Source organism: Butyrivibrio proteoclasticus P6B7 (assembly GCF_000622085.1).
In the GTDB taxonomy this organism is placed as follows: Bacteria; Bacillota; Clostridia; order Lachnospirales; family Lachnospiraceae; genus Butyrivibrio; species Butyrivibrio proteoclasticus_A.
In genome coordinates, this window is record NZ_JHWL01000027.1 from 23,333 (window position 1) to 46,232 (window position 22,900).

17 protein-coding genes are annotated in these 22,900 nt (G+C 42.9%); 3 read left to right on the forward strand and 14 right to left on the reverse strand.

From position 1 onward, the window contains the following. Positions 1-16: 16 nt before the first annotated feature. From T541_RS0113785 to T541_RS0113810, 6 genes are all read right to left on the reverse strand, one after another. Positions 17-886 carry an NAD-dependent epimerase/dehydratase family protein gene (locus T541_RS0113785; RefSeq protein ID WP_026653267.1) on the reverse strand — a complete coding sequence of 290 codons (870 nt, stop codon included), beginning with the start codon at positions 884-886 and terminating at the stop codon, positions 17-19. Positions 887-905: 19 nt separating this feature from the next. After that, positions 906-1,910: a GNAT family N-acetyltransferase gene (locus tag T541_RS21180; RefSeq protein WP_081779980.1), complete on the reverse strand. Its 1,005-nt coding sequence runs from the start codon at positions 1,908-1,910 to the stop codon at positions 906-908. Between the two features lie 87 nt (positions 1,911-1,997). Beyond that, positions 1,998-2,648, reverse strand: a complete 651-nt coding sequence (locus T541_RS0113795) for an HAD family hydrolase (protein ID WP_026653268.1) — start codon at positions 2,646-2,648, stop codon at positions 1,998-2,000. 94 nt (positions 2,649-2,742) lie between these two features. Continuing rightward, entirely contained in the window at positions 2,743-3,246 is a 504-nt protein-coding gene (locus tag T541_RS0113800) for a GNAT family N-acetyltransferase (RefSeq protein ID WP_026653269.1), read from the reverse strand. A 513-nt stretch (positions 3,247-3,759) separates the two neighbouring features. Continuing rightward, positions 3,760-6,867: a glycoside hydrolase family 2 TIM barrel-domain containing protein gene (locus T541_RS0113805; protein WP_026653270.1), complete on the reverse strand. Its 3,108-nt coding sequence runs from the start codon at positions 6,865-6,867 to the stop codon at positions 3,760-3,762. 4 nt (positions 6,868-6,871) lie between these two features. Then, positions 6,872-9,430 carry a hypothetical protein gene (locus T541_RS0113810; RefSeq protein ID WP_034467250.1) on the reverse strand — a complete coding sequence of 853 codons (2,559 nt, stop codon included), beginning with the start codon at positions 9,428-9,430 and terminating at the stop codon, positions 6,872-6,874. 76 nt (positions 9,431-9,506) lie between these two features. On the opposite strand from T541_RS0113810, the gene T541_RS0113815 reads away from it, so the two are divergent. Continuing rightward, on the forward strand, positions 9,507-10,004 hold the full coding sequence (locus tag T541_RS0113815) for a DUF402 domain-containing protein (RefSeq protein WP_026653272.1): 498 nt from the start codon (positions 9,507-9,509) through the stop codon (positions 10,002-10,004). Here T541_RS0113815 and T541_RS0113820 read toward each other — a convergent pair. From T541_RS0113820 to T541_RS0113845, 6 genes are all read right to left on the reverse strand, one after another. Then, the gene (locus T541_RS0113820; protein ID WP_034467254.1) at positions 9,998-11,143 is read right to left on the reverse strand and encodes a cell wall hydrolase; all 1,146 of its coding nucleotides are present in this window, start codon (positions 11,141-11,143) and stop codon (positions 9,998-10,000) included. The genes T541_RS0113815 and T541_RS0113820 overlap by 7 nt on opposite strands. A 71-nt stretch (positions 11,144-11,214) precedes the next feature. Next, a complete protein-coding gene (locus T541_RS0113825; RefSeq protein ID WP_026653274.1) occupies positions 11,215-11,697 on the reverse strand; it encodes a deoxycytidylate deaminase in 483 nt (160 codons plus the stop codon). Positions 11,698-11,711: 14 nt separating this feature from the next. Continuing rightward, positions 11,712-12,341 (reverse strand): uracil phosphoribosyltransferase, encoded by a 630-nt coding sequence (upp, locus tag T541_RS0113830; RefSeq protein WP_026653275.1) that lies wholly within the window; start codon positions 12,339-12,341, stop codon positions 11,712-11,714. Positions 12,342-12,393: 52 nt separating this feature from the next. Further along, positions 12,394-12,831: a ribose 5-phosphate isomerase B gene (gene rpiB / locus T541_RS0113835; RefSeq protein ID WP_026653276.1), complete on the reverse strand. Its 438-nt coding sequence runs from the start codon at positions 12,829-12,831 to the stop codon at positions 12,394-12,396. A gap of 90 nt (positions 12,832-12,921) precedes the next feature. Further along, complete coding sequence (locus tag T541_RS0113840; protein ID WP_026653277.1) at positions 12,922-13,980, reverse strand: L-threonylcarbamoyladenylate synthase; 1,059 nt, start codon at positions 13,978-13,980, stop codon at positions 12,922-12,924. A 4-nt stretch (positions 13,981-13,984) separates the two neighbouring features. Continuing rightward, positions 13,985-15,688 (reverse strand): glycosyl hydrolase family 18 protein, encoded by a 1,704-nt coding sequence (locus T541_RS0113845; protein ID WP_026653278.1) that lies wholly within the window; start codon positions 15,686-15,688, stop codon positions 13,985-13,987. A 678-nt stretch (positions 15,689-16,366) separates the two neighbouring features. Here T541_RS0113845 and T541_RS0113850 point away from each other — a divergent pair. Further along, the gene (locus T541_RS0113850; RefSeq protein WP_026653279.1) at positions 16,367-17,173 is read left to right on the forward strand and encodes an adaptor protein MecA; all 807 of its coding nucleotides are present in this window, start codon (positions 16,367-16,369) and stop codon (positions 17,171-17,173) included. Between the two features lie 129 nt (positions 17,174-17,302). On the opposite strand, the gene nifJ is transcribed toward T541_RS0113850, so the two are convergent. Then, the gene (gene nifJ / locus T541_RS0113855) at positions 17,303-20,833 is read right to left on the reverse strand and encodes a pyruvate:ferredoxin (flavodoxin) oxidoreductase (RefSeq protein ID WP_026653280.1); all 3,531 of its coding nucleotides are present in this window, start codon (positions 20,831-20,833) and stop codon (positions 17,303-17,305) included. A gap of 413 nt (positions 20,834-21,246) precedes the next feature. Here nifJ and T541_RS0113860 point away from each other — a divergent pair, with 413 nt between their 5' ends. Next, on the forward strand, positions 21,247-21,417 hold the full coding sequence (locus T541_RS0113860; protein ID WP_026653281.1) for a DUF362 domain-containing protein: 171 nt from the start codon (positions 21,247-21,249) through the stop codon (positions 21,415-21,417). Positions 21,418-21,555: 138 nt separating this feature from the next. On the opposite strand, the gene dnaB is transcribed toward T541_RS0113860, so the two are convergent. Then, positions 21,556-22,899 (reverse strand): replicative DNA helicase, encoded by a 1,344-nt coding sequence (gene dnaB / locus T541_RS0113865; protein WP_026653282.1) that lies wholly within the window; start codon positions 22,897-22,899, stop codon positions 21,556-21,558. Position 22,900: the final 1 nt, after the last annotated feature.

The following is a 22,900-nucleotide window of genomic DNA, read 5'->3' on the forward strand; positions in this document are numbered from 1 at the left end:
TTACTAGTTTTTGTTATCATCCCTTCAGGGCCTTGATCCGAACCTCAAGAAGCGGATACAGCCAGTCCTTAAGCTCACGGAACTTATAGCCTGTAGCCTCAGCTTTATCCGTGTTAAAACTGTAGACGTCTCTGGCGCCGTTATAAGGCGCAGCATCACCGTCAGGACTGATGATAGCTCTTTTACCAGATTTCTCTTCTATGTATTCCACCATGTCCCCGATCTTAACCGCATCCTTAGAGCACCCATTAACTGGCCCCGGAACGAAATGGTCTGCTAAAAAAGCTATGAATTCCCCGGCATCCTTCTCATAAATGAAGGCCATGCTGTGCTCGTAATCATCAATGTTCATGGGCTTTTCATTCAAAATATGTTCAATGTAAAAATCCAGTCGCCCAGTGTAATCATTCTCGCCCATTACAATAGGGTATCTGACAAGGGCGAACTTTGAAGGATCAAGGTATTCGTAAACCGCCCTCTCTGCCTGCCTCTTGATTTCCTGATAATCAGGGGTTCTGTCTGTCCAGTTTAGCTCGTACTCCCAGCCCTTGAACTCATCCTCTGTGATATCCGCATGCTCGTCCTCATAAACTGAGCAAGTAGACATCTGAATATACCTGTCGAAGGACACATTTGGAAGAAGTGCCTTGACGTCATTGGAGCTGTAGGCGATCTTATCAATCACAATGTCAAAATGTCGATCAGCTAAAGCTCTTTTTACACTTGATTCATCCGTTCTGTCCATAACTACGTATTCCACAGAGCTCTCGAATGCAGGCTTCGCATTGCCCCTTGTGGCGATTGTGACCTCATGACCATTTCTGATCAGCGCGTTAACCATGGGAATTCCAAAGAATCTTGTCCCACCAACAACAAGAATTTTCATAATTATCTCCTCCGATTAATCACAGCGCGATTCTGTATCTCTCAAGATTAACCTGGTCTTCTTCCAGGAAAACTGTATCTACGAACTCTCCGCCGTTGGCAAGAATTGTCTTTTTACTTGCCACGTTGTCAGGCAGACAGCTCACAGCCGCCTCCTCAAAGCCAAAGCTCCTAAGATAGTCGCAGGCCTTCTCCAGCATCCTCTTGGCATAGCCCTTTCTGCGCTCTGAAGGTCTTACGGAATAGCCCACATGCCCAGTGTATTTCTTCATGCGCTCCGACAGCACATTGTGAACCTGCATGCAGCCCACCATCCTGCCGTCAGACTTCCTAATAGTTAAAAGAACTGTCCCCCAAGCACCATGCTTATCTGCAGGCCTGCTTGGATTAGCCCAGCCAACACAGTAGTCCACAAACTCCTGAATATCCGGCATTCTCTTCATGGAAAAGCATCCGTCAAAACTTGAGTCCGCATCTATCATTTCCTGCCTGTAGGCATCAATCTCTTTTGCATAATTCATTGTTGGCTCTACAAATATAAGTTCATCCGCATCGGCTTCCTGTCCCGGAATGTACTCCACAGTAAACTTCTCGCAGATAACCCTGGTCTTATCAGTAACCTTAAGGTCAGTGCCCTCAAACTCTTCCTCAAAGAATTTCCTGTGAGCCTGCCTCCAATACTCAAGGGACCTATCTCCCTCACCCTCAGAATAGGCGTGAAATGGTGGCACCTCTGCAAAGTCTCTTACATAAACGTCTGTATCCCTGATAACGCAAACCGCTTCATCACTGCTATTCAAGATCACGCTGTAATCTCCCACCTTAGGAATCTCATCCAGCGCTCCCTCAAGCTCATAGACATCCAAAGCACTTGCAGTTCCAAACTTCTTCCCGGTCACAACCAGCTCTGCCAGATCATCTGTCTCCTTATCATCCACTCCCCCAAAAGCCCAGGCCTCGTAAGGAGTATCAATATCTACATTTTTCTTTTCACAAAACTTTTTCCATAGCTCTTTTTCATTCATGTCATGTTCCCCGTAGTCTAGTCTCAAAGTCTATGTCTCATCATTCAGTGCTCATGCGTTAATGATATCTCTCGCATAATCACCAAATCATTTCAGATACTTAATCACGTCCTCAAGGCTGTCCAGAACCACCTCGGCGCGCTCTCGCATTTCATCATCAGCTGGCAAAATATCTGGAACCATGATTGGCCGCAGGTTTCCAGCAGCTGCTGCCCTGATGCCGTTAAAGGAATCCTCGATAGCGTAGGCTCTTTCTGGCGCCACACCAATCTTCTCGCAGGCCAGCAAAAAAATATCCGGCTCAGGCTTACTCTTTGAAACCATGTCGCCAGTAACGATCTCGTCAAAATAGTGGATTATCTTTGCATCAGTAAGCTCAGCCACAACGCTTTCCTTCTTTGTTGATGAAGCCAGGGCAATCTTCTTGTTGTTCTTCTTAAAGAACTCCAGAATCTCCACCACACCGCTCTTCATTGGAAGGCGTCCGCCATCATACTTTGCATGAAACAGCTTTGAAGCCTCTCTAGCATATTCGTCGTAGGGAAAATCCTGTCCATAGGCTTCCAAAACAATCTCTTTTGTCTTGGCTTCATTTACACCAATGCATTTATAGAAAACCTCATCCATGCCTGTGATCCCGTACTTGTCCGCCAGCTCGCTCCAGCAGTCCATCACGGCCTTTTCCGAATCGAAGATCACCCCGTCCATATCAAAAACTACAGCATCAAAATCTTTCATATTGCTCCTCTTGATGTTTATCCATTACTGAATTCGAATTCTTTTATCTAATATCCACAGATATATCAATCTAGATTTCTCTGTTCAATCTCAATCAACTGCACAATGTCTTCTGATAGCATATCTCTTCAGTTCCCAGACAAGGCTTAGTATACTCTGTGGCTTTAAATCCGTTCACTTCGTAAAAAGATCTAGCCCTTTTATTGTCAGTAAACACCCAGAGAACTGCCTCTTTGAATCCTGCAATCTCCATATCTCCAAGGACTTTTTGCATCATCACTTCTCCGTATCCCTTATGCCAGTTATCAGGAAGACTGTGAATACAGATAAGCTCTGCCTTTCCGCTGAACTCCTCATCTCTTGCCGCATCCCAGTAGGCTATGCAATGTGGCTGATTATCCAGGTACAGAATATATCCATTTCCCTTATCTTCATTCAGAAGATTCCTGTACATATCCGTAGCCTTCTCAGCCTCTGTGCATCTGCTAAGCGTATCTGGATCTACTATATCCTTAAACGCCGCCTTCCAACTCTCAGTCTGGATATAAGCCAGTGTATGCTCATCCCCTCTTTTAACCCTGCGAATAGATACTTCCATACCACCACTCCTCCAATCATGAAATCTATAAACTGGATAATATATGAAACTCCCTGGAACAAGCCATCATCCCCATGGCCTATTCTGACAACTTACCTCCTATCATATATGTTTTCAGTAAAAAAATAAATGATATATCTTATTTCTGTCTGTAATCTTCATATGTTTGTCAAAAGGTCGATCACTGTTGTTTGTATCTCTCCAACCAAGTTCAATGTGGTGCCAGTGAGATTTATTACCATACAGATTAAACAAGAGGCGCTGGCCCGAGGCTTCCAAAAGCGAGCATTTGCACGAGCCGATGAGTTGGACAATGAAAAAAACAGATAACGGTCGATTGTCCCGAGTACAACGAGATGAGACCGTTATCTGTTTTTGAATTGATCCAAGTCACGACGAGGAAACGTGAGCTTTTGGAAGCCTCGGGGCCAGCGCCCCTTATTTAATCGTCCGGTACCATAACCTTCCGGATAGCCACGTAAACTTCCGGTACCATAACCTTCCGCGTAGCCATTAAACCCCTTTGAAGCTAAATACAAACGTCAAAGGCTTGTCGTTAGGAAGCAGGAACTCAGGATGTGTCTTGGCACCCCAGGTGTCGTCACCTGCAATACCCATCTGAACAAGGCTGCAGCGTACAATTGTCTTGAACACACGAGGAAGCTCGTAAGGATGCTTAGCACTCTCAAGCTCCTCAGGAGTGTATGGAAGAGCACTAAAGTTCATGGTTTCAGGTGCCTCGAAGAGAAGTCCCCTTCCCTTGTAATCTGTAACCTTAGCCCATCTAACTCCAGTTCTGTTGCCAGTTTCCTGAGGCACAAGGTAATTCTCCATCATCTCCGTAGTCTTATCCTTGTAGATACCAAGCTTAGCTCCTCTGTTTCTGTCTATATAATTCTCCTTAGGACCATTTCCGTAGTACTCCACATTCTGAAGCTCCACAGGAAGTCTAAAGAGCATACCAAACTCAGGCATTGGTGTCAGACCCTTAACAGGCTCGAACTCTTCCTTTACCCAAACTCTTCCATCGCCAGTTACATTGTAAGTAACGTATACGCTGGAAGCTGGAGTTGTAGGAAGGAACAGCTTGAACTTAAGGCTTACACTGTTCTCATCCTCCTCGATAATAGGATACTGAACAGCATCCTCAAAATCACCATTTACATATCCAATGCTGTCCTCAACAATAGGTCCTCTCTGCTGATAGAGACTAGCTGCCTTCCACTGAGCATATCTTGAAGGCATTCTGTTACCCATGTCATTATCTGTAGGTGCTCTCCAGAAATTAGGTCTTGGCGCATCCTCCAGATACTCTTTGCCAGCATAGTTATAGGAAACAATATGTGCTCCCTTTGAGAAAAGAACTGAGAAGTTATTACCCTTTACTCCAATATTGAATCTTCCCTTTACTACCTTGATTCCACCGCAGGAAACAAATGTAGATACAGCCTTCTTAAATATGCCCTGTCCAAAGGCAACCTCGTGGCCTGCCTTAGCCCAAAGTGTATCCTCTCTAAGCTTAAAGGAAACAGTTACTACGTACTCATCAAGTGGGAATGGTCCATTCTCATCAAATCCACTCATATCCATGACTGCCATCTTATCCTTGATAGCTTCTGGAAGATCATATTCCTTTTCTGACATTGGCTCAACATCAGTCTGGAGGTATCTCTTAAGTAGCTCTTTTCCATCTCTTGCAAGGGTGACCTCTGTCACATACAGGCTAGTATTGGTAAAGAGGCTGTTGTTGATAACCTTAACCTTATCTGTAGAAACAATGACCTTGATGTTCTGGTAGTTGAACTTAACGTCCTGCATCTTGGCGTATGGCTTTCTCTCTGCATCACAGATACCATTTCCGCTAAAGTTGTAGTCGCAAGGTCTCTCACCGTGATCTCCGCCATAAGCCTGGTAATCCTCACCGAAGCAGTTCTTTTTCCTGATGGACTGATCAATGAAATCCCAGATAAAGCCACCCTGATATCTTGGCTCTCTTTCTGTCAGGTCTGTGTATTTGAACATTCCGCCACAGGAATTAGCCATGGCATGTGTGTATTCGCAGCAGATAAATGGCTTCTCAGGGTGCTCTGCAAGGAACTTCTCGATAGCCTCAACTGGTGGATACATCTGGCTTTCCATATCTGATGTATCGTTATATCTTCTGTCGTGGCAGATTCCCTCGTAGTGAACAAGTCTGTCTGGATCCAGCTTTCTAAAGAGATTGCTCATCTCAAAGCAAACCTTACCGCCAAAGGACTCGTTGCCGATTGACCAGATGACGATGGCAGGGTGGTTCTTATCAAGCTGGTATGTGGTGTTGATCCTATCCAGCATCATGTCCATGCAATTGTCTCTGTCACCAGGCATCGCATATGGAAGGGCCTCTTCGTCACGTCTAAAGCCAGCCCAGCTTCCGTGAGTCTCCATGTTGTTCTCAGCGATCATGTAAAGTCCATAGATGTCGCAGAGCTCGTAAAGCTTAGCAGAGTTCTGATAGTGGCTGGTTCTGATGGCGTTGATATTGTTCTGCTTCATGGTAATGATGTCAGTAAGAGTATCCTCATCTGACACTGCTCTACCTGTGTTGCAGGAGAATTCGTGTCTGTTAACGCCCTTGAATACGATTCTCTTGCCGTTGATGAGCATGAGACCATCCTTCATTTCAAAGCGCCTGAAGCCAACATTCTGTCTTACAATCTCTTTTTCCTCACCATCTTCACCCTTAACAGTGATCACAAGCTGATAGAGCTGTGGATCCTCGGCGCTCCAGAGAAGAGGATTAACTACTTTCTCGCTGATTGAGCACTCCTTTGCATTGTTAAAAGAGCTCTTAAATACAGGATGGTTGTTCCTGTAAAGAACTGCTGTGCTCTCTCCCTTGTCAGTATTCATCTTAAGATCCACAAGGAGCTGCGCCTCTGTAAAGTCGTCATTAAGAACAGTTCTTACCTTAAGGTCCTCAAGGTGAGCCTCTGGAACAAGTCTAAGAAATACGTTTCTATAAATACCAGAAAATCTAAAGAAATCCTGGTCCTCAAGCCAGCTACTTGCTGTCCACTTAAACACCTGAACAGCCAGCTTATTGGTTCCCTCTTTGAGGAACTTAGTAAGATCAAACTCAGAAGGAGTAAAGGTATCCTCGCTGTATCCTACATACTGGCCATTAAGCCAAAGTGCATAGCCACTTTCAACTCCGTCAAATACTACATGAACCTCTTTGCCATTCCAGTCAGCAGGAAGAGTAAAGTATCTAACATAGCTTCCAACAGGGTTAAACTCCTCTGGGATCTGGCCAAGATCGATGTCCTCATGTCCATCCCAAGGATACTGAACATTGATGTATGCTGGAATGTCATAGCCTTCCATCTGCATGTGAGCAGGCACATGAATGTCATCCCAGAAATTGCAGTCATAGTCTTCCTTCTCAAAACCAGGAACTACGGCTCTATAAGTCTTTGCATAATGAAACTTCCAAAGTCCATTAAGTGATAATTCCAAAGATGATGCGCCATCCTCAAGCTCCTCCACAGTTGCAAAGACTCTGTGGTCTGAATGAGCAGGAAGCACGCCATCCTTAAAGATTTCAGGATTTTTTACCATATCGTAAGTAAAGCTTTTCATCCTATCATTCCTCCATGATGTATGTTATAAAATGATTTCCATTTTCAGAAAACAGTTTTTCTGAGTCGTTCATTCCGTACTTGTAAACCTGGCCTGTGGTAGGATTCATAAGAACGGTATTCTGACTGTTAAATCCAATTATCAGGACTGAAGTTCCGTCATTGAGCATCGCCATAACAGGAATATCCTGATTCACATAGTAAAGCATTGCCTGCATTGAGCAGCCATCAAGATCCAGCACATCAGCATCTGGGAAAAGATCTTCCAATATCTGCACCACGCCCTGTCCCTGGTCCAAAAGAGCTTCCACATTTCTGTTCACTCCTTCAAACTGCAGCATAAGGTCCAGGCACACCGCTGTAGAATTCTTACTGGTCATACCTTCATAGCTCTCAGCATTTCTGGTAATAGACATGATCTGGTTGGAGGTAAGAAGATTACCCTTTAGCCAGACGTATTTATTGCTATCGTTAATTACTACTCCGGGAGCATCATAAGCAAGGCTCACAGCATCTGCAGGATCAAGGAAGATTCCCTCAATGCCCATAAGTCCATATACATAGTAAAATGGTGCTTCCTTTTCGTCTCTCTCGTAATCGATATTTACATTTCTATCGCCTTCAAACAGTGTCTGATCCGGAGTAAGCACCCTTAACTGCTTAACCTTGATCTCACTCTTGGCAGTTATCTGCACAATCTTTTCAAAGGTATCAACAGAAACCTGACTTACAACATTGCTTCCAGTCTCTGCCTTAAGCGTGCTCATGATCTGGTCATCATAGGTAGCAACATAAGCTCCGCTATCATCCTTAACCACTCGTGAAAGCTTTATCTGGTTGTTGACGATTTCAACCGATGTTACGTAGATTCCATCCGGATTGTAGTTCTCCAGGACGTTACCATCTCCGTCCACGATTTTAAGAGAATACATGGCATAAATTGGATTACCCATCTGGTCATTCTGCAAATCCTCACTTCTGGACACACCATATACCAGGTCCTCACCCATGAATCCTAAAAGGATTATGTATTCTCCGTCGTCAGCCTTTATCTCCGATGTATTCTTATTGTTAAGGTTCATTATGTTAAGAGACTTAAGGTCGCTACTCTGCCATGCCAGAATACTCTCTGACTCTGAAATCTTGTATTCTCCTGATCCAATGTCATAGGCCACAGGAGAAGCTGTTCTTCCAATAAGATCAATGGCATACACATTGCCCTCAAGCATTGTGTAGAACACGTCATTGGAGCTGGCATGAGAAAGAGTATCCACATAATTGGTCAGTATCTCTGCGGACTGCTTGGACTCAATAAATATCTGCTCCTCAACCGCATTGATGGAAGCATTGTAGTCATATACTGCAATTCCCACATGTCCCTCGTGGACACCTCTGTTCATATAGCCTGCAACCACGAACTTAACATTTCCCGCCTCATCTACTCTGAGGATCTTGATGGTATTGTTATCCCATCTGGTTCTTACATCGTTATTACTTGAATCATAGAATCCAAAAAGAAATGCCAGCTTGCTCTCTGAGTTATTGAACATGTAAAGTCTGTTCTCACTTACAAATGCAAAGCAGCTTCCGCCACTACTTTCCATCAGCTGAATATCAGGATCAGAAATGCTTAGTCCGATAGTATTGCTACTAATGGAATAAGAGGAGGAGTCAAAGATATAATTCATAGTTCTTTCGTAGTTAAGAAGATATATTCTGTCTGATGTATATCTGACTCTATAGGCCTCAACAACATTGTAGGTTCTGCTGGCGGAGCCGTCCTTAAGTGTTACTCTGTACTGCAATTTGTAACATCCGGTCTGGCTATGCAGATCTGTAATATACACTTCTGGGGAAGTGTGCTTAGTTATATTAAGATTGCCCCAGGTTACTTGATTAAAACTGCTGTGGATATTAACCTTGCTAAAGGTAGTGTTATCTCCCTCAGAATTGGACTCCAGGTACTTAGAGTATTCAGAGGCAGCTGTCTTACTAAATGTGGCCTCACTAAAGCCAAGTACAAACTCAACCTCTTTGTCCAGATTGTACTTCTCTTCATCTCCGGTCCATACAATTCTTGAGTAGTATCTGGCCTCTCCCACGTCTGTGTTCATGACCATTACCAGCATGTATTCTTTGTTGGAAGTAATAAGATCTTTTAACTGAAACTTACCTGAAATCGAGGTGGAATCTTCCTTGTAATCCGTTAAAGGTGTGCTCTCAACAAGGGATGTTCCCTCAATATTACGGACCTCAAACTTGATGTCATAGACCTTCTCGCCGTAGGTAGCAATCTTGTACTCAATTTCTCTTGTGGTGCCTACAGGGTATATGGTTCCCCTCATATGGCTTACGTCCATCTCTGTAAGATAGCCGTGAAGAGGGTTAAGCTCAACACCGTTGCTGACAAGAGTAACTAGTGGAAGGTTTGCCTGCCCCATCCTTGCTGTCATATCGGCGTTGTCCCCATTGGAGAGCTTGCTGATAATCAGAACAGACAGTGCAAACACGAGAATAGCATATACAGTTTTTAAAATTGTAAGTTTAACTGACTTATCACTCATAATTGACTTTCAATATGTATAATAGTAATATTTTGTTAATACAATTCTGGCGTTTTTATCCTGAAAGGCGGTCAATATGGAACATCCAACTTTGTATCGCAAACGCTTTATCCCAAATGAATGCATCGCATTAAAGGACGATATCTTTCTTGAGTATTCGTCTTCAAGGTTCATGACAAGATGGAACACTATCAGGACTAAATCTCTTTTTACCAACGGATATACCTACTATTACTTGGATCGCGGCTACCGTGTAAGCAAATTCCTGGATGATAACGGCAATCTCGTGTACTGGTACTTCGATATTATCACCCACGAATTCGATAATGAGAATAATTCTCTCTATATAATCGACCTGCTGGCCGATGTTGTCATTATGCCAGACGGCTCCCTTAGAGTCGTTGATCTTGATGAGCTCTCTGAAGCCTTTGAAACAAGGCTCATTGACGAAGCTCTTCTTAAAAAGAGCCTGCTCTCACTGAACAAGCTCCTTACTTCAATTTATGCTGATGGCTACGAGCCACTTGTGGCACCGATTGAGGATTATATTAAAAATCACCCTGACAATCAGTAGAATACATGTCCTCCGATGTTAATTCCGGATAATCCAGGCACCGGAGTTCTGAAATATACACAGTTTCCAACATTTGAATAACCGCTCATTGCTTCATCAGCCGCTTGGTAACAGGCGGCTGTTGCTTTGCTGTCTGCAAGAGCAAGGGCAAGTCTTCCGCTGGCAACTGGTGAAAACTGCTTATTCTGATAGATTACACCAACAACTGTATCTGGATAAACAGAGCTAAGCACTCTGTTGATAACTACTGCGCCAACTGCCACCTTACCTTCATAAGGCTCACCACCGGCTTCACAATAGATCAGATTAGCTAAAAGATATCTATCTCCATCCGCGAAGGTTACTTCAGAAATATCTCTCCAGGTGGACTGGGCTGCAAGCTTAGACAGTCTCATCTCTTCTGCAAGCTTAGCCTCCAAAACCTTGATGTCTTCTTCCTGAGCTTTGATCTGAGCCTCCAAAGCCTCTGCCTTGGCCTCCGCATCAGAAATATCATTGGCATACTGGTTAATAGAGCCTGTTGTCTGGCTTACCAGTCCTGAAACCCTACTCTGTTCTGCCTGAGCCTTAACCTTGTACTCATCAAGCTGCGCCAGCTCTTCCTCTAAAAGAGCTTCCTTCTCTTCAACAGCCTTACGGGTATCCATATACTCCTGGAACTTCTTCTTATCGTAGGCGCTAAGCTGCTCCACATAGTCATTGTGATTAAGGAAATCCGCAAAGCTTGTGGCTCCAAGAAGCATCTCCAGGATCATAAAGTTCTGTTTCTCATAGATAAACTGAACTCTCTTCTTCATGGATTCGTACTGAGTTGCCTCTTTTTCCCTGGCAGCCTCAAGCTCAGCTGTTGTATTCTCAATCTCAACCTGCTTATTGTCTATCTGTTCCTCAAGGTCTGCAATGTTGTCACTAACTTCAGTGAGCTGAGTATTCAGGTTGTTGAGCTGTCCCTGAAGAGAATCCTTCTCTTCGTTCATCTCAGCAATATCATCCTTGGTATCATCAAGCTCTTGCTCTGACTGCTGTTTAGCCTCTTTAGCCTCTTCGAGCTGCTGCTTAGTTGACTCTGTTGCCTTAGAAACCGTAGGAATAGACACAAAGCCCATGACTATAATTACAATTATAGCCACAAGCCTCATGAAATAACTTCTATTTAGTTTGGAAATAAAAGAAAATAGACCCCTAAACCCGCTTTTTTTCATAGACACTCTTATATAGTAATTTTTATACTTCTGCCACTTGGCTGATACTGATAGTATCTGACTCCCGCTGCATCAAACATCTTCTTGGATGCCTTGGTTGTTGCAGAAGAGCTGTACTTATCACTATCATATACTACTGTGCGGATGCCAGCCTGAATGATGGCCTTCGCACACTCATTACAAGGGAAAAGAGATACATATATCTTGGAACCAACAAGGCTTCCACCTCTGTAATTGAGTATTGCATTGAGCTCACTATGTGTAACAAAGGGATATTTGGTGGAAAGTTCATCCTCTCCATCTCTTTCCCAAGGAAACTCCTCATCAGAACAACCCTTAGGAAATCCGTTGTAACCCATAGACAGGATATTATTATCCTCACTTACAATACAACTTCCGACCTGTGTGTTAGGATCCTTGGATCTCATGGCAGCCAGCTTGGCTACGCCCATGAAGTATTCATCCCAGGTTATATAATCGTCTCTTTTCATTCCCCCTCCATATCTTACTTGGTTCCGAAAATTCTGTCTCCAGCATCTCCAAGACCAGGAACAATGTATCCGTGCTCGTTGAGCTTCTCATCCAGTGATCCTACATATACATCAACATCTGGATGTGCATCCTGCATAGCCTTAAGTCCTTCAGGAGCTGCGATAATGCACATAAAGTGGATATGACGGCATCCTCTGTCCTTAAGCATCTGAATTGCTGCAACTGATGATCCACCTGTAGCAAGCATAGGATCAACTACGAAGATTTCTCTCTCAGCTACGTCTGCTGGCATCTTGCAGTAATACTCTACTGGCTTTAATGTCTCAGGATCTCTGTAAAGACCAATGTGACCAACCTTAGCAGCTGGAATAAGTGCAAGCATACCATCAACCATGCCAAGACCTGCTCTAAGAATAGGAACAACGCAAAGCTTTCTACCCTTAAGCTCCTTAACTGTTGTTCTGCAGATAGGTGTGTCGATCTCAACATCCTGAAGTTGAAGACCTCTTGTTGCCTCATAGCAGATAAGCATAGCGATCTCGCTGATAGTCTGTCTGAAATCCTTTGTACCTGTGTCTGTCCTTCTAATATAACCAATCTTGTGCTGAATCAGTGGATGATCCATAATTACAACTTTTCCCATATTGTCCTCCTATATATTATTGATTTTCTCAATCATTAAGCTCTAGCTCTGATCACTCTTCTATCTGAGCAATCTTAGAAATTCTGCGTGCGTGCTTCTCAAGTCCAGAAAACTCTGTGTCAAGGAATGTATCCACAATCTCAAGGGCCTGAAGCTCTCCAACAAATCCGCCGCCTAATGCGATCATGTTAGCGTCGTTGTGCTCTCTTGTAAGACGAGCTGATGTTGTCTCTGAGCAAAGTGCACATCTGATGCCCTTTACCTTGTTAGCAACTATAGAAATACCGATTCCTGTAGTACAAACTACAATTCCCTTCTCGCACTCGCCCTTAGAAACAGCCTCTGCTGCCTGTCTGCCAAAGTCCGGATAATCGCAGGAATTCTTGTCATATGTACCGAAGTCCTTGTATTCAAGCTTCCTTTCGTCAAGATGTCTTTTTATGGCCTGCATAAGATCATATCCGCCATGGTCACATCCAAGTGCTATCATTATTATTTCCTCTCGATCTGATTTTTTATGTATTAGGATCTGTAAAAAGAACTATGAAAAAAATCCTATCACCTTATATAATACCGCATTTTACAAGATTTTAACATTGTGTCCTGCAGCTTTTAGGAGCCTGTTCATAATGGCCTGACCAATACCACTGTCATCAAAAGACTCAGAGAACATAACATCCACGTTCTCATCGTCAAACTCTCTAAGAACCTTGAAAAGTTCATGGGCAATTGTCTTTTCATCAAGCCTGTTTCCAACACTTTTAACTATATCAGCTCTGTAATGCTCCTTAGACTCATCTGTGCCGATTACTCCAGTTCTTTTACCAAGAGCCTTGGCTGCGGCTGTCTCCTTATTGATGTATTCAACAACCTCTTTTTCTGAGCCCTGAACTATGGTGAGCTGACCCTTTGGTGCATAGTGTCTGTACTTCATTCCAGGAGCCTTAGGCTTCTGAGTTGAAGAGCTGTCAATAATAGTCTTATCTATGGTAACTTCTCCCAGGACTTCTTTTAACATATCAAGGGTAATATATCCTGGTCTGAGTATCATAGGAACATCTGATGTAAGGTCTACAATGGTTGACTCAAGGCCAATTCCCACCTGTCCTCCATCAATTATCATCTCAATCTTGCCAGAAAGATCTTCCACACAGAATTTAGCTACTGTAGGGCTTGGTCTTCCTGATGTGTTGGCACTAGGTGCCGCAATATATCCACCTGATTCCCTGATAAGTCCAAGGGCAATCTGGTTATTAGGCATTCTGATGGCCACTGTATCAAGGCCACCGGTGGTTTCATAAGGAACCTTGTCGTTCTTCTCCAGAATCATGGTAAGAGGGCCTGGCCAAAAGGCGTCTGCCAGCTTGCGAGCGCTGTCTGGTACCTCTTTTACAATCTTACTAAGATCATCCATGTTGGCCACATGAACTATAAGAGGATTATCGGAAGGTCTTCCCTTGGCAGCATATATCTTCTTGGAGGACTCTGGATTAAGAGCATCTCCGCCAAGGCCATAAACTGTCTCTGTAGGAAAAGCCACAAGACCACCATTTTTGATGATGTCTCCAGCTTCCTTAAGACCTCTTTTTGCCTCCTCATCTATATTCTTTTCTTCAATAACTATAAGCTTTGTTTCCACTTTTTTATCCTTCTACATAAGCGGCTATAACATCCCAGATATCGCTGGTCTCCATTCCAAGGGACCATGCAGCAATTCCGGCAATATTATGGTACTGCATTGATGTTATTTTCTGGCTTATTGACTCAGCGTCCTCTACCCAGACCTGATTGAGAGTTCCGTCTGAAGAAGTGAACTCGCCGTAGTACTGACCAGCCTCAGCGTCCCATGTAAGCTCAATTCCGTGGTTAGCAATGTACTCCTGCTGAGTCTTCATGCTGACAGCCTCACTTGAAACGCTTCCGTTTGATGTGTGCCAGATTCTTGTATAGAAAGGAACAGCATTGATGACCTTAGAGGCGTCAACATCCTCAAGAGCATTGATGATTCCGTTCTCTACATATGATAATGAAGCAACTGATCCTGCTTCGTCTGATCCGCCGTAATGTTCATCATATCCCATGATGATGACGTAGTCTGCTACAATTCCCTGCTCCTTAAGATCATAGTGATCGTTGAAGTTCATAGGGACGTAGTTATCAATAGAAAATACCAGGCCGTTCTTCCTGCAGGCAATGGAAAGCTCTCTTACAAACTCAATGTAAGACTGACCATCACTTGTGGCGATCATCTCAAAGTCAAGGTTAACGCCATCTGCTCCGCAGCCTGTTGTCTCAGAAATAATGCCCTCAATAAGCTTAGCTCTGCTGGCTGCATGAGAAATAACCTCAGAAGTAGATACATCATCAGGACCTGTAAAGTTATCCACAAGGACCCAAACCTCAATTCCTCTGTCATGAGCAGCATTTACATAGGAAGTCTGCGCAAAGCTTCTTACATCTCCCTCATTAGAAGCGATTGTAAGCCATGTTGGGCTAATTACGTTAAGGCTCTTTGCACCATCTACATAAGAAGCAAATGTATCATTTCCTGCTGCAGAAGCCACATTGTGGAATCCAAGGTTAATCTTGTGATCTCTTGAAATTGAGGTGTATTCCTCCTCCACATAATCTGTTACAGGGATTGGGCTTTCTGACTTAACTTCTGAAAGTCTCTTATTCTCTACATATCCGATATATGAATCAGGGCTCTTAACCTTACTCCAGTTCTCCATTGTTTCAAGAACTACTACCTTATCACCCTTATTAAGGTCAACAAGGATCTCGCTCTTTACGCCGCCTCTGATTCTAAGCTTGGTATCTTTTTTGACAGTGGCAACATCTCTGTCTTCCCAGGATGTTGTCAGTTGAAGATGGTTATGATCGGTAAAACCTTCATAACTAAAGTTGGTATATTTTTTTACATAATCAAGGGCAACATAGAGGACATCGTCTACTCTTCTGGCGATAACGTACTGTTCTGTTCCGCTGCCGCCATCTGTGTCATACCAGTTGCCTGTATCCACGTCAGCTGTGATGATCTTGCTGGCTGTGGTATAGATGAGAGTATTGTCATTCTCTCCATTATAGAATCTTGCATTCAGGTACTTCTGCACTGATGCGAAGTCCATATAATAAAATCCATCAAGCAAAAGAGCTCTCTCTTCAATCCTTTCATCTCCAAGGATAATAGCCACATCACTATCTGAAGTAATGTCGAAATAGCTATCAAGATCTACTCTCTCACTTGTGTAGGAGAAATGCTGCTTATAAAGGTCATAACCATAAATTCCTCCAATAATAAAAATAAGGGCGATTATAATAATCGCCGGAATCACCTTTTTCTTCATGTTCTAGCTCCTTTACAATCGCCCTATATTATAACAAACTATTTAAGTTACGTCATTATGAAAGTAGACAGTAAATAAGTATTTATGTGTACGTATGGCGGGGTCCAATAACACTTATTAAAAGTTGACTTATTTTACTTATCTTTTCTTTCATAAGAACGGATCATTTCGGGGACCAAAAGGATATAAATGATAAATTCCTATACAGACTTTTCCCTGAAAAAATCTCGTATTGACGTATTTTAATTTTTGAGATGCCATAGCCAAATCCTAATGGTTTGGCGCTAAAGAATTGCACCAAATATGGTATAATAGTATCAGGAAAGATACTAATATTTGTCTACGCAATGTTGTTGTTTGATAAAAATAAAATCGGGGAATAAATTTCGAAACTATCTGTAAGACATCCTGACAAAATCATTTATCAGGAAAAATGAAATAGTAGAAATGTTAAATTATCCCGGCAAAGCCTCCTTTCCGGATTGTAATCTCGGCTCGAGGCATCTCACAAAAACAATAATATCATTAAATTCTTAAGATTTACCGTCGAAATTTCTTAAGATTTTATGTAGACGCAAAATTTTTTAAGCTTTTTGTCTAAATATGTCGATACAACTATTGACATAGACTGACTATTAACTTAGTATCTATGTATTCCAAAGTCAGGAGGTGAGCATCATGAAGATTGAAAAAGTCAATGATCACCAAATTAGATGTACACTTACCAAAGATGACCTTGCGAAACGCGACCTTAAGATTTCAGAGCTTGCATATGGCACTGATAAGGCTAAAGAGCTTTTTCAGGACATGATGCAACAGGCTAATTTAGAATATGGTTTTGATGCAGAGGATACTCCTCTTATGATCGAGGCAATCCCCATCAATTCAGAATGTATCGTTCTGGTAATTACCAAAGTCGATGATCCTGAAGAGTTGGATACAAGATTTTCCAATTTTGCTCCTTCTGTTCATGAAGAAGATGAAGAGGATGAATACGACGAAGACTACGATGACGATGAGTTGGATGAGGAAGACGAGGAAGAGGATGTAATGAGTCTTTTCAAGAGACTCCAGCACAGCAATATGTCAGACTTTTTAGATAATTCTCTGTCAGATTCAGCATCTTCCAAGGATGCCAAGAAACTTAAGGAAAAGACTTCTAGCACTCGCAAGAAGGAACAACCAAGCAGAAAGGGTTCCAGAATCTTTTCATTTGATTCCTTACATGAAGTAACTAGATTCGCTGCGATTGTTAGCAGGAAATTCAATGGTATAAATACTCTTTATAAGAATGAAGTAAGTAACAAGTTCTATCTCATTCTTCATCAGGGTGATCTGGATAACAATGTGTTTGCCAATATCTGTTCTTTACTTACAGAGTATGGCAAGACCGAGATTGGTAGTACAGCTGATGAGCAGTATCTTAGAGAGCACTACACAGTAGTTATTTCTGAGAACGCAGTTCAGACACTATCTAAGATCTGAGGCAAATTTAAATTGGCAGTGGCTCCTATGAGTCCACTGCCTTTTTATATGCTTAATTCATAGTTCTTTTGCCAAAAAGAAAAGGGCCGGTTCTTACGAACCGACCCTCTTATTATTTAAGCCACGAGATTAGTTGTTTCCGTAAAGGTTAACAAGTTTCTCAAGGTAAGCTCTGTGCTCCTTAGCATGCTCTGCAGCTGCAGCGTTGAGCTTAGCAGCTCTCTCAGGATTCTTGAGCTTAAGTGAAAGGTATCTAACCTCACCATCAAGGAAACTCTGGAAGTCTTCTGTTGCAGGCTTAGAATCAAGAGTGAACTTGTTCTCTGCCTGAGGATTGAATCTGAACATATCCCAGTATCCTGTAGCAACAGCCTTCTTCTCTTCGTCCATAACCTTGTTCATACCAGCCTTAAGTCCCTGGTTGATACATGGAGCATAAGCGATGATAAGTGAAGGTCCTGGATAAGCCTCAGCCTCTTTAATTGCGTTAATTGTCTGCTGCATATTTGCACCCATAGCGATCTGTGCAACATATACATAACCATAGCTCATTGCGATAGAAGCAAGATCCTTCTGCTTGATCTCCTTACCACCTGCAGCGAACTGTGCAACAGCACCTGTAGGAGTAGCCTTAGATGACTGTCCACCTGTATTTGAGTAAACCTCAGTGTTTACAACAAGAACGTTAACATCCTTACCGGAAGCAAGTACGTGATCGAGACCACCGAATCCGATATCGAATGCCCATCCGTCACCACCGAAGATCCACTGTGACTTCTTAGCTGCGAAATCTTTGTTCTTAAGAACATACTTAGCAGCGTCTGAGCTGTCGCCCTTAAGAGCCTCAACGAGAGCATCTGTAGCAGCGAAGTTCTCAGCACCATTTGAGAATGTATCAAGCCACTTCTGAGCAGCATCCTTAGCAGATCCGCCAGCAGCTACGATTTCCTCAACCTTCTCCTTGATTGCATCACGGAGAGCGTTCTGAGCGAGTACCATACCCATACCAAACTCAGCGTTATCCTCGAACAGTGAGTTATCCCATGCAGGACCCTGGCCCTTAGCATTTACTGTGTATGGTGTTGAAGGTGAAGAGTTACCCCAGATTGATGTACATCCTGTAGCGTTTGCAACGTACATTCTCTCGCCAAAGAGCTGAGTAACAAGCTTAACATAAGGTGTCTCACCACAACCTGCGCAAGCGCCTGAGAACTCAAGGAGTGGCTGCTTGAACTGTGAGCCCTTAATTGAAGCTTCACCAAACTTAGCAACAACATCATCCTTAATAGGAAGTGTTACAGCATAGTCGAAGTACTTCTGCTCATCCTTATTATCAGCGATAGCACCCATCTTAAGTGTCTCGCCCTTGTTATTACCAGGACATACATTTGCGCAAGATCCGCAACCTGTACAGTCAAGAGCTGAAATAACAACTGAGTACTTATATCCATCCATACCAGCAAGTGGCTTAGTCTGAAGTCCTTCTGGAGCCTTAGCAATCTCGTCATCTGTCATAGCGATTGTACGAATTGCTGCATGAGGACAAACAAGTGAACAGAATCCACAGCCGATACATGTAGTAGCATCCCACTTAGGAACGTTTACTGCGATACCACGCTTCTCGAATGCAGCTGATCCTGAAGGTGTAGCACCATCAACGTATGGAAGACAATCAGATACCTTAAGAGAGTTACCTTCCTGAGCGTTAACCTTTGTCTGGATGTTGTTAACGAAATCAACAACGTCTTTTCTTGATCCTGTAGCTGTCTTGAAGTCAAGTCCTTCGTCCTTAGCATCCTTCCAGCTCTCTGGGATCTCAACCTTGATAAGGTTCTTAGGATCTGCACCAGCATCAATAGCATCCCAGTTCTTCTTAACGACATCTTCACCCTTACGGCCGTATGTCTTCTGAGCTGCATCCTTCATGAACTTGATAGCATCTTCTTCAGGAATGATCTTTGTGATGTTGAAGAATGCTGACTGAAGGATTGTATTGATTCTTGTAGGTCCCATACCAACTTCAACACCGATCTTAGAACCGTTCATGATGTAGAAGTTGATCTTGTGATCATACATGAATTTCTTAACCTGACCAGGAATCTCAGCCTCGAGCTGATCAACTGTCCATGGGCAGTTAAGAAGGAATGAACCACCATCAACAAGTTCCTGAACCATGTTGAACTTGCGGATATATGATGGGTTGTGGCAAGCTACGAAGTCAGCCTTCTTGATGAGGTAAGTTGACTTAATAGGCTTCTTACCAAATCTAAGGTGAGACATTGTAACACCACCTGACTTCTTAGAGTCATAGTCGAAGTATGCCTGAGCATACATGTCTGTGTTATCACCAATGATCTTGATAGAGTTCTTGTTAGCACCAACAGTACCGTCAGCACCAAGACCCCAGAACTTACAGTTTGTTGTTCCCTCTGGAGTTGTAACAAGTGGAGCACCAGCATCAAGTGAAAGATTTGTTACATCATCCTCGATACCGATTGTGAACTCTTCCTTCTTGTCATTCTCAAATACTGCAACGATCTGTGCAGGTGTTGTATCCTTAGAACCAAGTCCATAACGTCCACAGAATACTGGAACTGACTCGAACTTTGTTCCCTTAAGAGCTGCGATAACATCAAGAGCAAGAGGCTCACGATATGATCCAGGCTCCTTAGTTCTGTCGAGAACTTCGATTCTCTTAACTGATGCAGGGATTGCATCAACGAGAGCTTTAGCTGAGAATGGTCTGTAAAGACGAACCTTAACAACACCAACCTTCTTGCCCTGCTTCTCAAGGTAATCGATTGTCTCTTCGATTGTATCGTTTACAGAACCCATAGCTACGATAACTACCTCTGCGTTAGGATCGCCGTAGTAGTTGAAGAGCTTATAGTCTGTACCAATCTTAGCGTTAACCTTATCCATATACTTCTGAACGATGTCAGGAAGTTCGTTGTAACCTGTGTTACAAGCTTCTCTTGTCTGGAAGAAGATATCTGGGTTCTGAGCTGAGCCCATCTGACATGGATGATTTGGATTAAGTGCGTTAGCCTTGAAAGCATCGATTGCTTCATGGTTAACCATCTCATCGAGATCCTTGTAATCCCAAACCTCAATTTTCTGAATTTCATGTGATGTACGGAAACCATCAAAGAAGTTAATGAAAGGAATTCTTCCTTCAATTGCTGCACAATATGCAACAGGTGTTAAGTCCATAACCTCCTGTACACTTGAATCGCAAAGCATTGCAGCACCTGTCTGACGGCAAGCATAAACGTCTGAGTGATCACCGAAGATATTGAGCGCATGTGAAGCTACACAACGAGCTGATACGTTGAATACTCCAGGAAGTCTTTCACCAGCAACCTTATAAATGTCAGGGATCATAAGAAGAAGTCCCTGTGATGCTGTATATGTAGATGTAAGAGCACCTACTACAAGTGATCCGTGTACAGCTCCTGCTGCACCGGCTTCAGACTGCATCTCTGTAATCTGAACTGTACGGCCGAAAATATTCTTCTTTCCAGCTGTTGCCCATTCATCTACATGCTCTGGCATAACAGATGATGGTGTGATCGGGTACATAGCGGCAACTTCAGTAAACGCATATGATGCATATGCAGCAGCTTCGTTACCGTCCATGGTTTTCATGTTTCTTGCCATTTTGTTTCCTCCTACCTTTATTTTTGGATTTTTTGGCTTATTACTCAAAAAAGTATAAACAATCTCCAAAACCGCGCAAAAATTTCCGTTCACATTCTTTTCCCCCCAGGAATACGGATGTGACGGTATTATGCACGTATTCTGCCGTATTCAATAGTAACATTGTATTGGGGGAAATGTCAATGTTTTCAAGGCTTTCGGGGCTTTTTGTGAAAGGGCTTACATTATACGTTTTTATCACTATTGTCTGTAAATTTATACTAATTTAATGTTTTCATCTGATAAAAGTTTTCGTTTATAGTATTGATTATAGATTTTTATTGTTATATTATTATCATGTGATTGGTACTGGCAAGGCCAATCTGTTTTTGTTACACTACTAAAGGCATTTTATTTATGGAAGGAGACTAATTATGGCATACGTTATTAGTGATGGTTGCATCAGCTGTGGTTCATGCGCAGCTCAGTGCCCTGTTTCAGCTATCTCTCAGGGAGACGCTCAGTTCGTTATCGACGCAGCTACATGCATCGACTGCGGATCATGCGCAGCTCAGTGCCCTGTTTCAGCTATCTCTCAGGGTTGAGTCCAAGCGACAAATAATAAAAGCACGTTTATCAAGCCTGCTTGATATAACGTGCTTTTTTATTTGACATTTGGCGAAGCCGAATGAACGAGGAAATGTTCACATTTCCGAGTGCACAGGAACTCAACCCGTCCGTAATTAGTGTCCCTTCTCCAGGTTCGCAAATTTCGTATACTGAGGAAGCCACAACAGCTCTACAGTTCCAATAGGACCGTGTCTTTGCTTCGCAATAATGATCTCCGCAATTCCCTTCTTCTCTGTATCTTTATTGTAATAGTCATCTCTGTAGATGAACATTACCATATCCGCATCCTGCTCAATGGCTCCGGACTCTCGAAGGTCTGAAAGCATAGGTCTGTGATCAGGTCTTTGCTCAACAGCTCGTGACAGCTGAGAAAGAGCTATTACAGGAACATTTAACTCTCTGGCAAGAGCCTTAAGGGATCTGGAAATCTCTGAAATCTCCTGCTGTCTTGACTCAGAACTTTTTCCTGAGCCTCCGGACATAAGCTGAAGGTAGTCGATCATGACAACTTCAAGGCCATATTCCATCTTATACTTACGGCACTTTGATCTAAGCTCCTGGATTGAAATACCAGGTGTATCATCGATAATCAACTTTGAACTTCCAACTACGCTGGCACTTTCAATAAGCTTTTCCCAGTCCATATCTGACATATTACCTGTTCTGATATGCTGTGAATCTACATGGGATTCCATGGAAAGGAGACGGTTAACAAACTGCTCCTTAGACATTTCCAGTGAGAACATCGCAACACACTTATTGTCATGAAATGCCATATGTTCAGCAATATTAAGTACAAAGGCTGTCTTACCCATAGCAGGTCTTGCTGCTATAAGGATAAGGTCAGATGGCTGGAATCCAGCTGTATCATAGTCAAGATCAATGAATCCTGTTGAATGACCGGTAACGTTACCCTTCATCTTGCTGGCCTTCTCAATTCTGTTAAGAGCATTCATTACTACCTGATCAATTGACACAAAATCGCCACTGTTACGCTTCTGAGTAATCTGGAATACCTTTTTCTCTGCATCATTTAAGATGCCTTCCATATCCTCACCGCCGTTATAGCAGGTGTTAATTGTCTCTTCGCTTGCTTTAATAAGCTTTCTAAGCGTTGATTTATCTGCAACTATCTTGGCATAGTATTTAACATTGGCAGAAGTTGGCACTGCATTTACCAGATCTCCAATGAATTCAACACTGCTGACATTTGGTGGAACATTCTTCTCACGGAGCCTATTCTGCAGAGTGACTACATCCACCGCACTGCCTTCTCTATTAAGTTCAACCATTGTCTCAAAAAGAGTGCCCAGCTGCCTGTTATAGAAATCCTCTGCAGTCACAATCTCGGCTGCGATCTCAATAGCATCCTTATCCATGAGCATAGCGCCCACAACGGACTGCTCTGCCTCAAGACTGTTAGGCATAACTCTTTTTATAAGAGCCTCATCTGCCATT

Excerpts from the sequence above, each read along its gene's own strand:
- dnaB (WP_026653282.1), bottom strand. The coding sequence starts at position 22,899 with ATGGCAGATGAGGCTCTTATAAAAAGAGTTATGCCTAACAGTCTTGAG.
- T541_RS0113785 (WP_026653267.1), bottom strand. The coding sequence starts at position 886 with ATGAAAATTCTTGTTGTTGGTGGGACAAGATTCTTTGGAATTCCCATG.
- T541_RS0113815 (WP_026653272.1), top strand. The coding sequence starts at position 9,507 with ATGGAACATCCAACTTTGTATCGCAAACGCTTTATCCCAAATGAATGC.
- upp (WP_026653275.1), bottom strand. The coding sequence starts at position 12,341 with ATGGGAAAAGTTGTAATTATGGATCATCCACTGATTCAGCACAAGATT.
- rpiB (WP_026653276.1), bottom strand. The coding sequence starts at position 12,831 with ATGATAGCACTTGGATGTGACCATGGCGGATATGATCTTATGCAGGCC.
- nifJ (WP_026653280.1), bottom strand. The coding sequence starts at position 20,833 with ATGGCAAGAAACATGAAAACCATGGACGGTAACGAAGCTGCTGCATAT.
- T541_RS0113795 (WP_026653268.1), bottom strand. The coding sequence starts at position 2,648 with ATGAAAGATTTTGATGCTGTAGTTTTTGATATGGACGGGGTGATCTTC.
- T541_RS0113810 (WP_034467250.1), bottom strand. The coding sequence starts at position 9,430 with ATGAGTGATAAGTCAGTTAAACTTACAATTTTAAAAACTGTATATGCT.
- T541_RS0113820 (WP_034467254.1), bottom strand. The coding sequence starts at position 11,143 with ATGAGGCTTGTGGCTATAATTGTAATTATAGTCATGGGCTTTGTGTCT.
- T541_RS0113825 (WP_026653274.1), bottom strand. The coding sequence starts at position 11,697 with ATGAAAAGAGACGATTATATAACCTGGGATGAATACTTCATGGGCGTA.
- T541_RS0113845 (WP_026653278.1), bottom strand. The coding sequence starts at position 15,688 with ATGAAGAAAAAGGTGATTCCGGCGATTATTATAATCGCCCTTATTTTT.
- T541_RS0113850 (WP_026653279.1), top strand. The coding sequence starts at position 16,367 with ATGAAGATTGAAAAAGTCAATGATCACCAAATTAGATGTACACTTACC.
- T541_RS0113860 (WP_026653281.1), top strand. The coding sequence starts at position 21,247 with ATGGCATACGTTATTAGTGATGGTTGCATCAGCTGTGGTTCATGCGCA.
- T541_RS0113805 (WP_026653270.1), bottom strand. The coding sequence starts at position 6,867 with ATGAAAAGCTTTACTTACGATATGGTAAAAAATCCTGAAATCTTTAAG.
- T541_RS0113800 (WP_026653269.1), bottom strand. The coding sequence starts at position 3,246 with ATGGAAGTATCTATTCGCAGGGTTAAAAGAGGGGATGAGCATACACTG.
- T541_RS21180 (WP_081779980.1), bottom strand. The coding sequence starts at position 1,910 with ATGAATGAAAAAGAGCTATGGAAAAAGTTTTGTGAAAAGAAAAATGTA.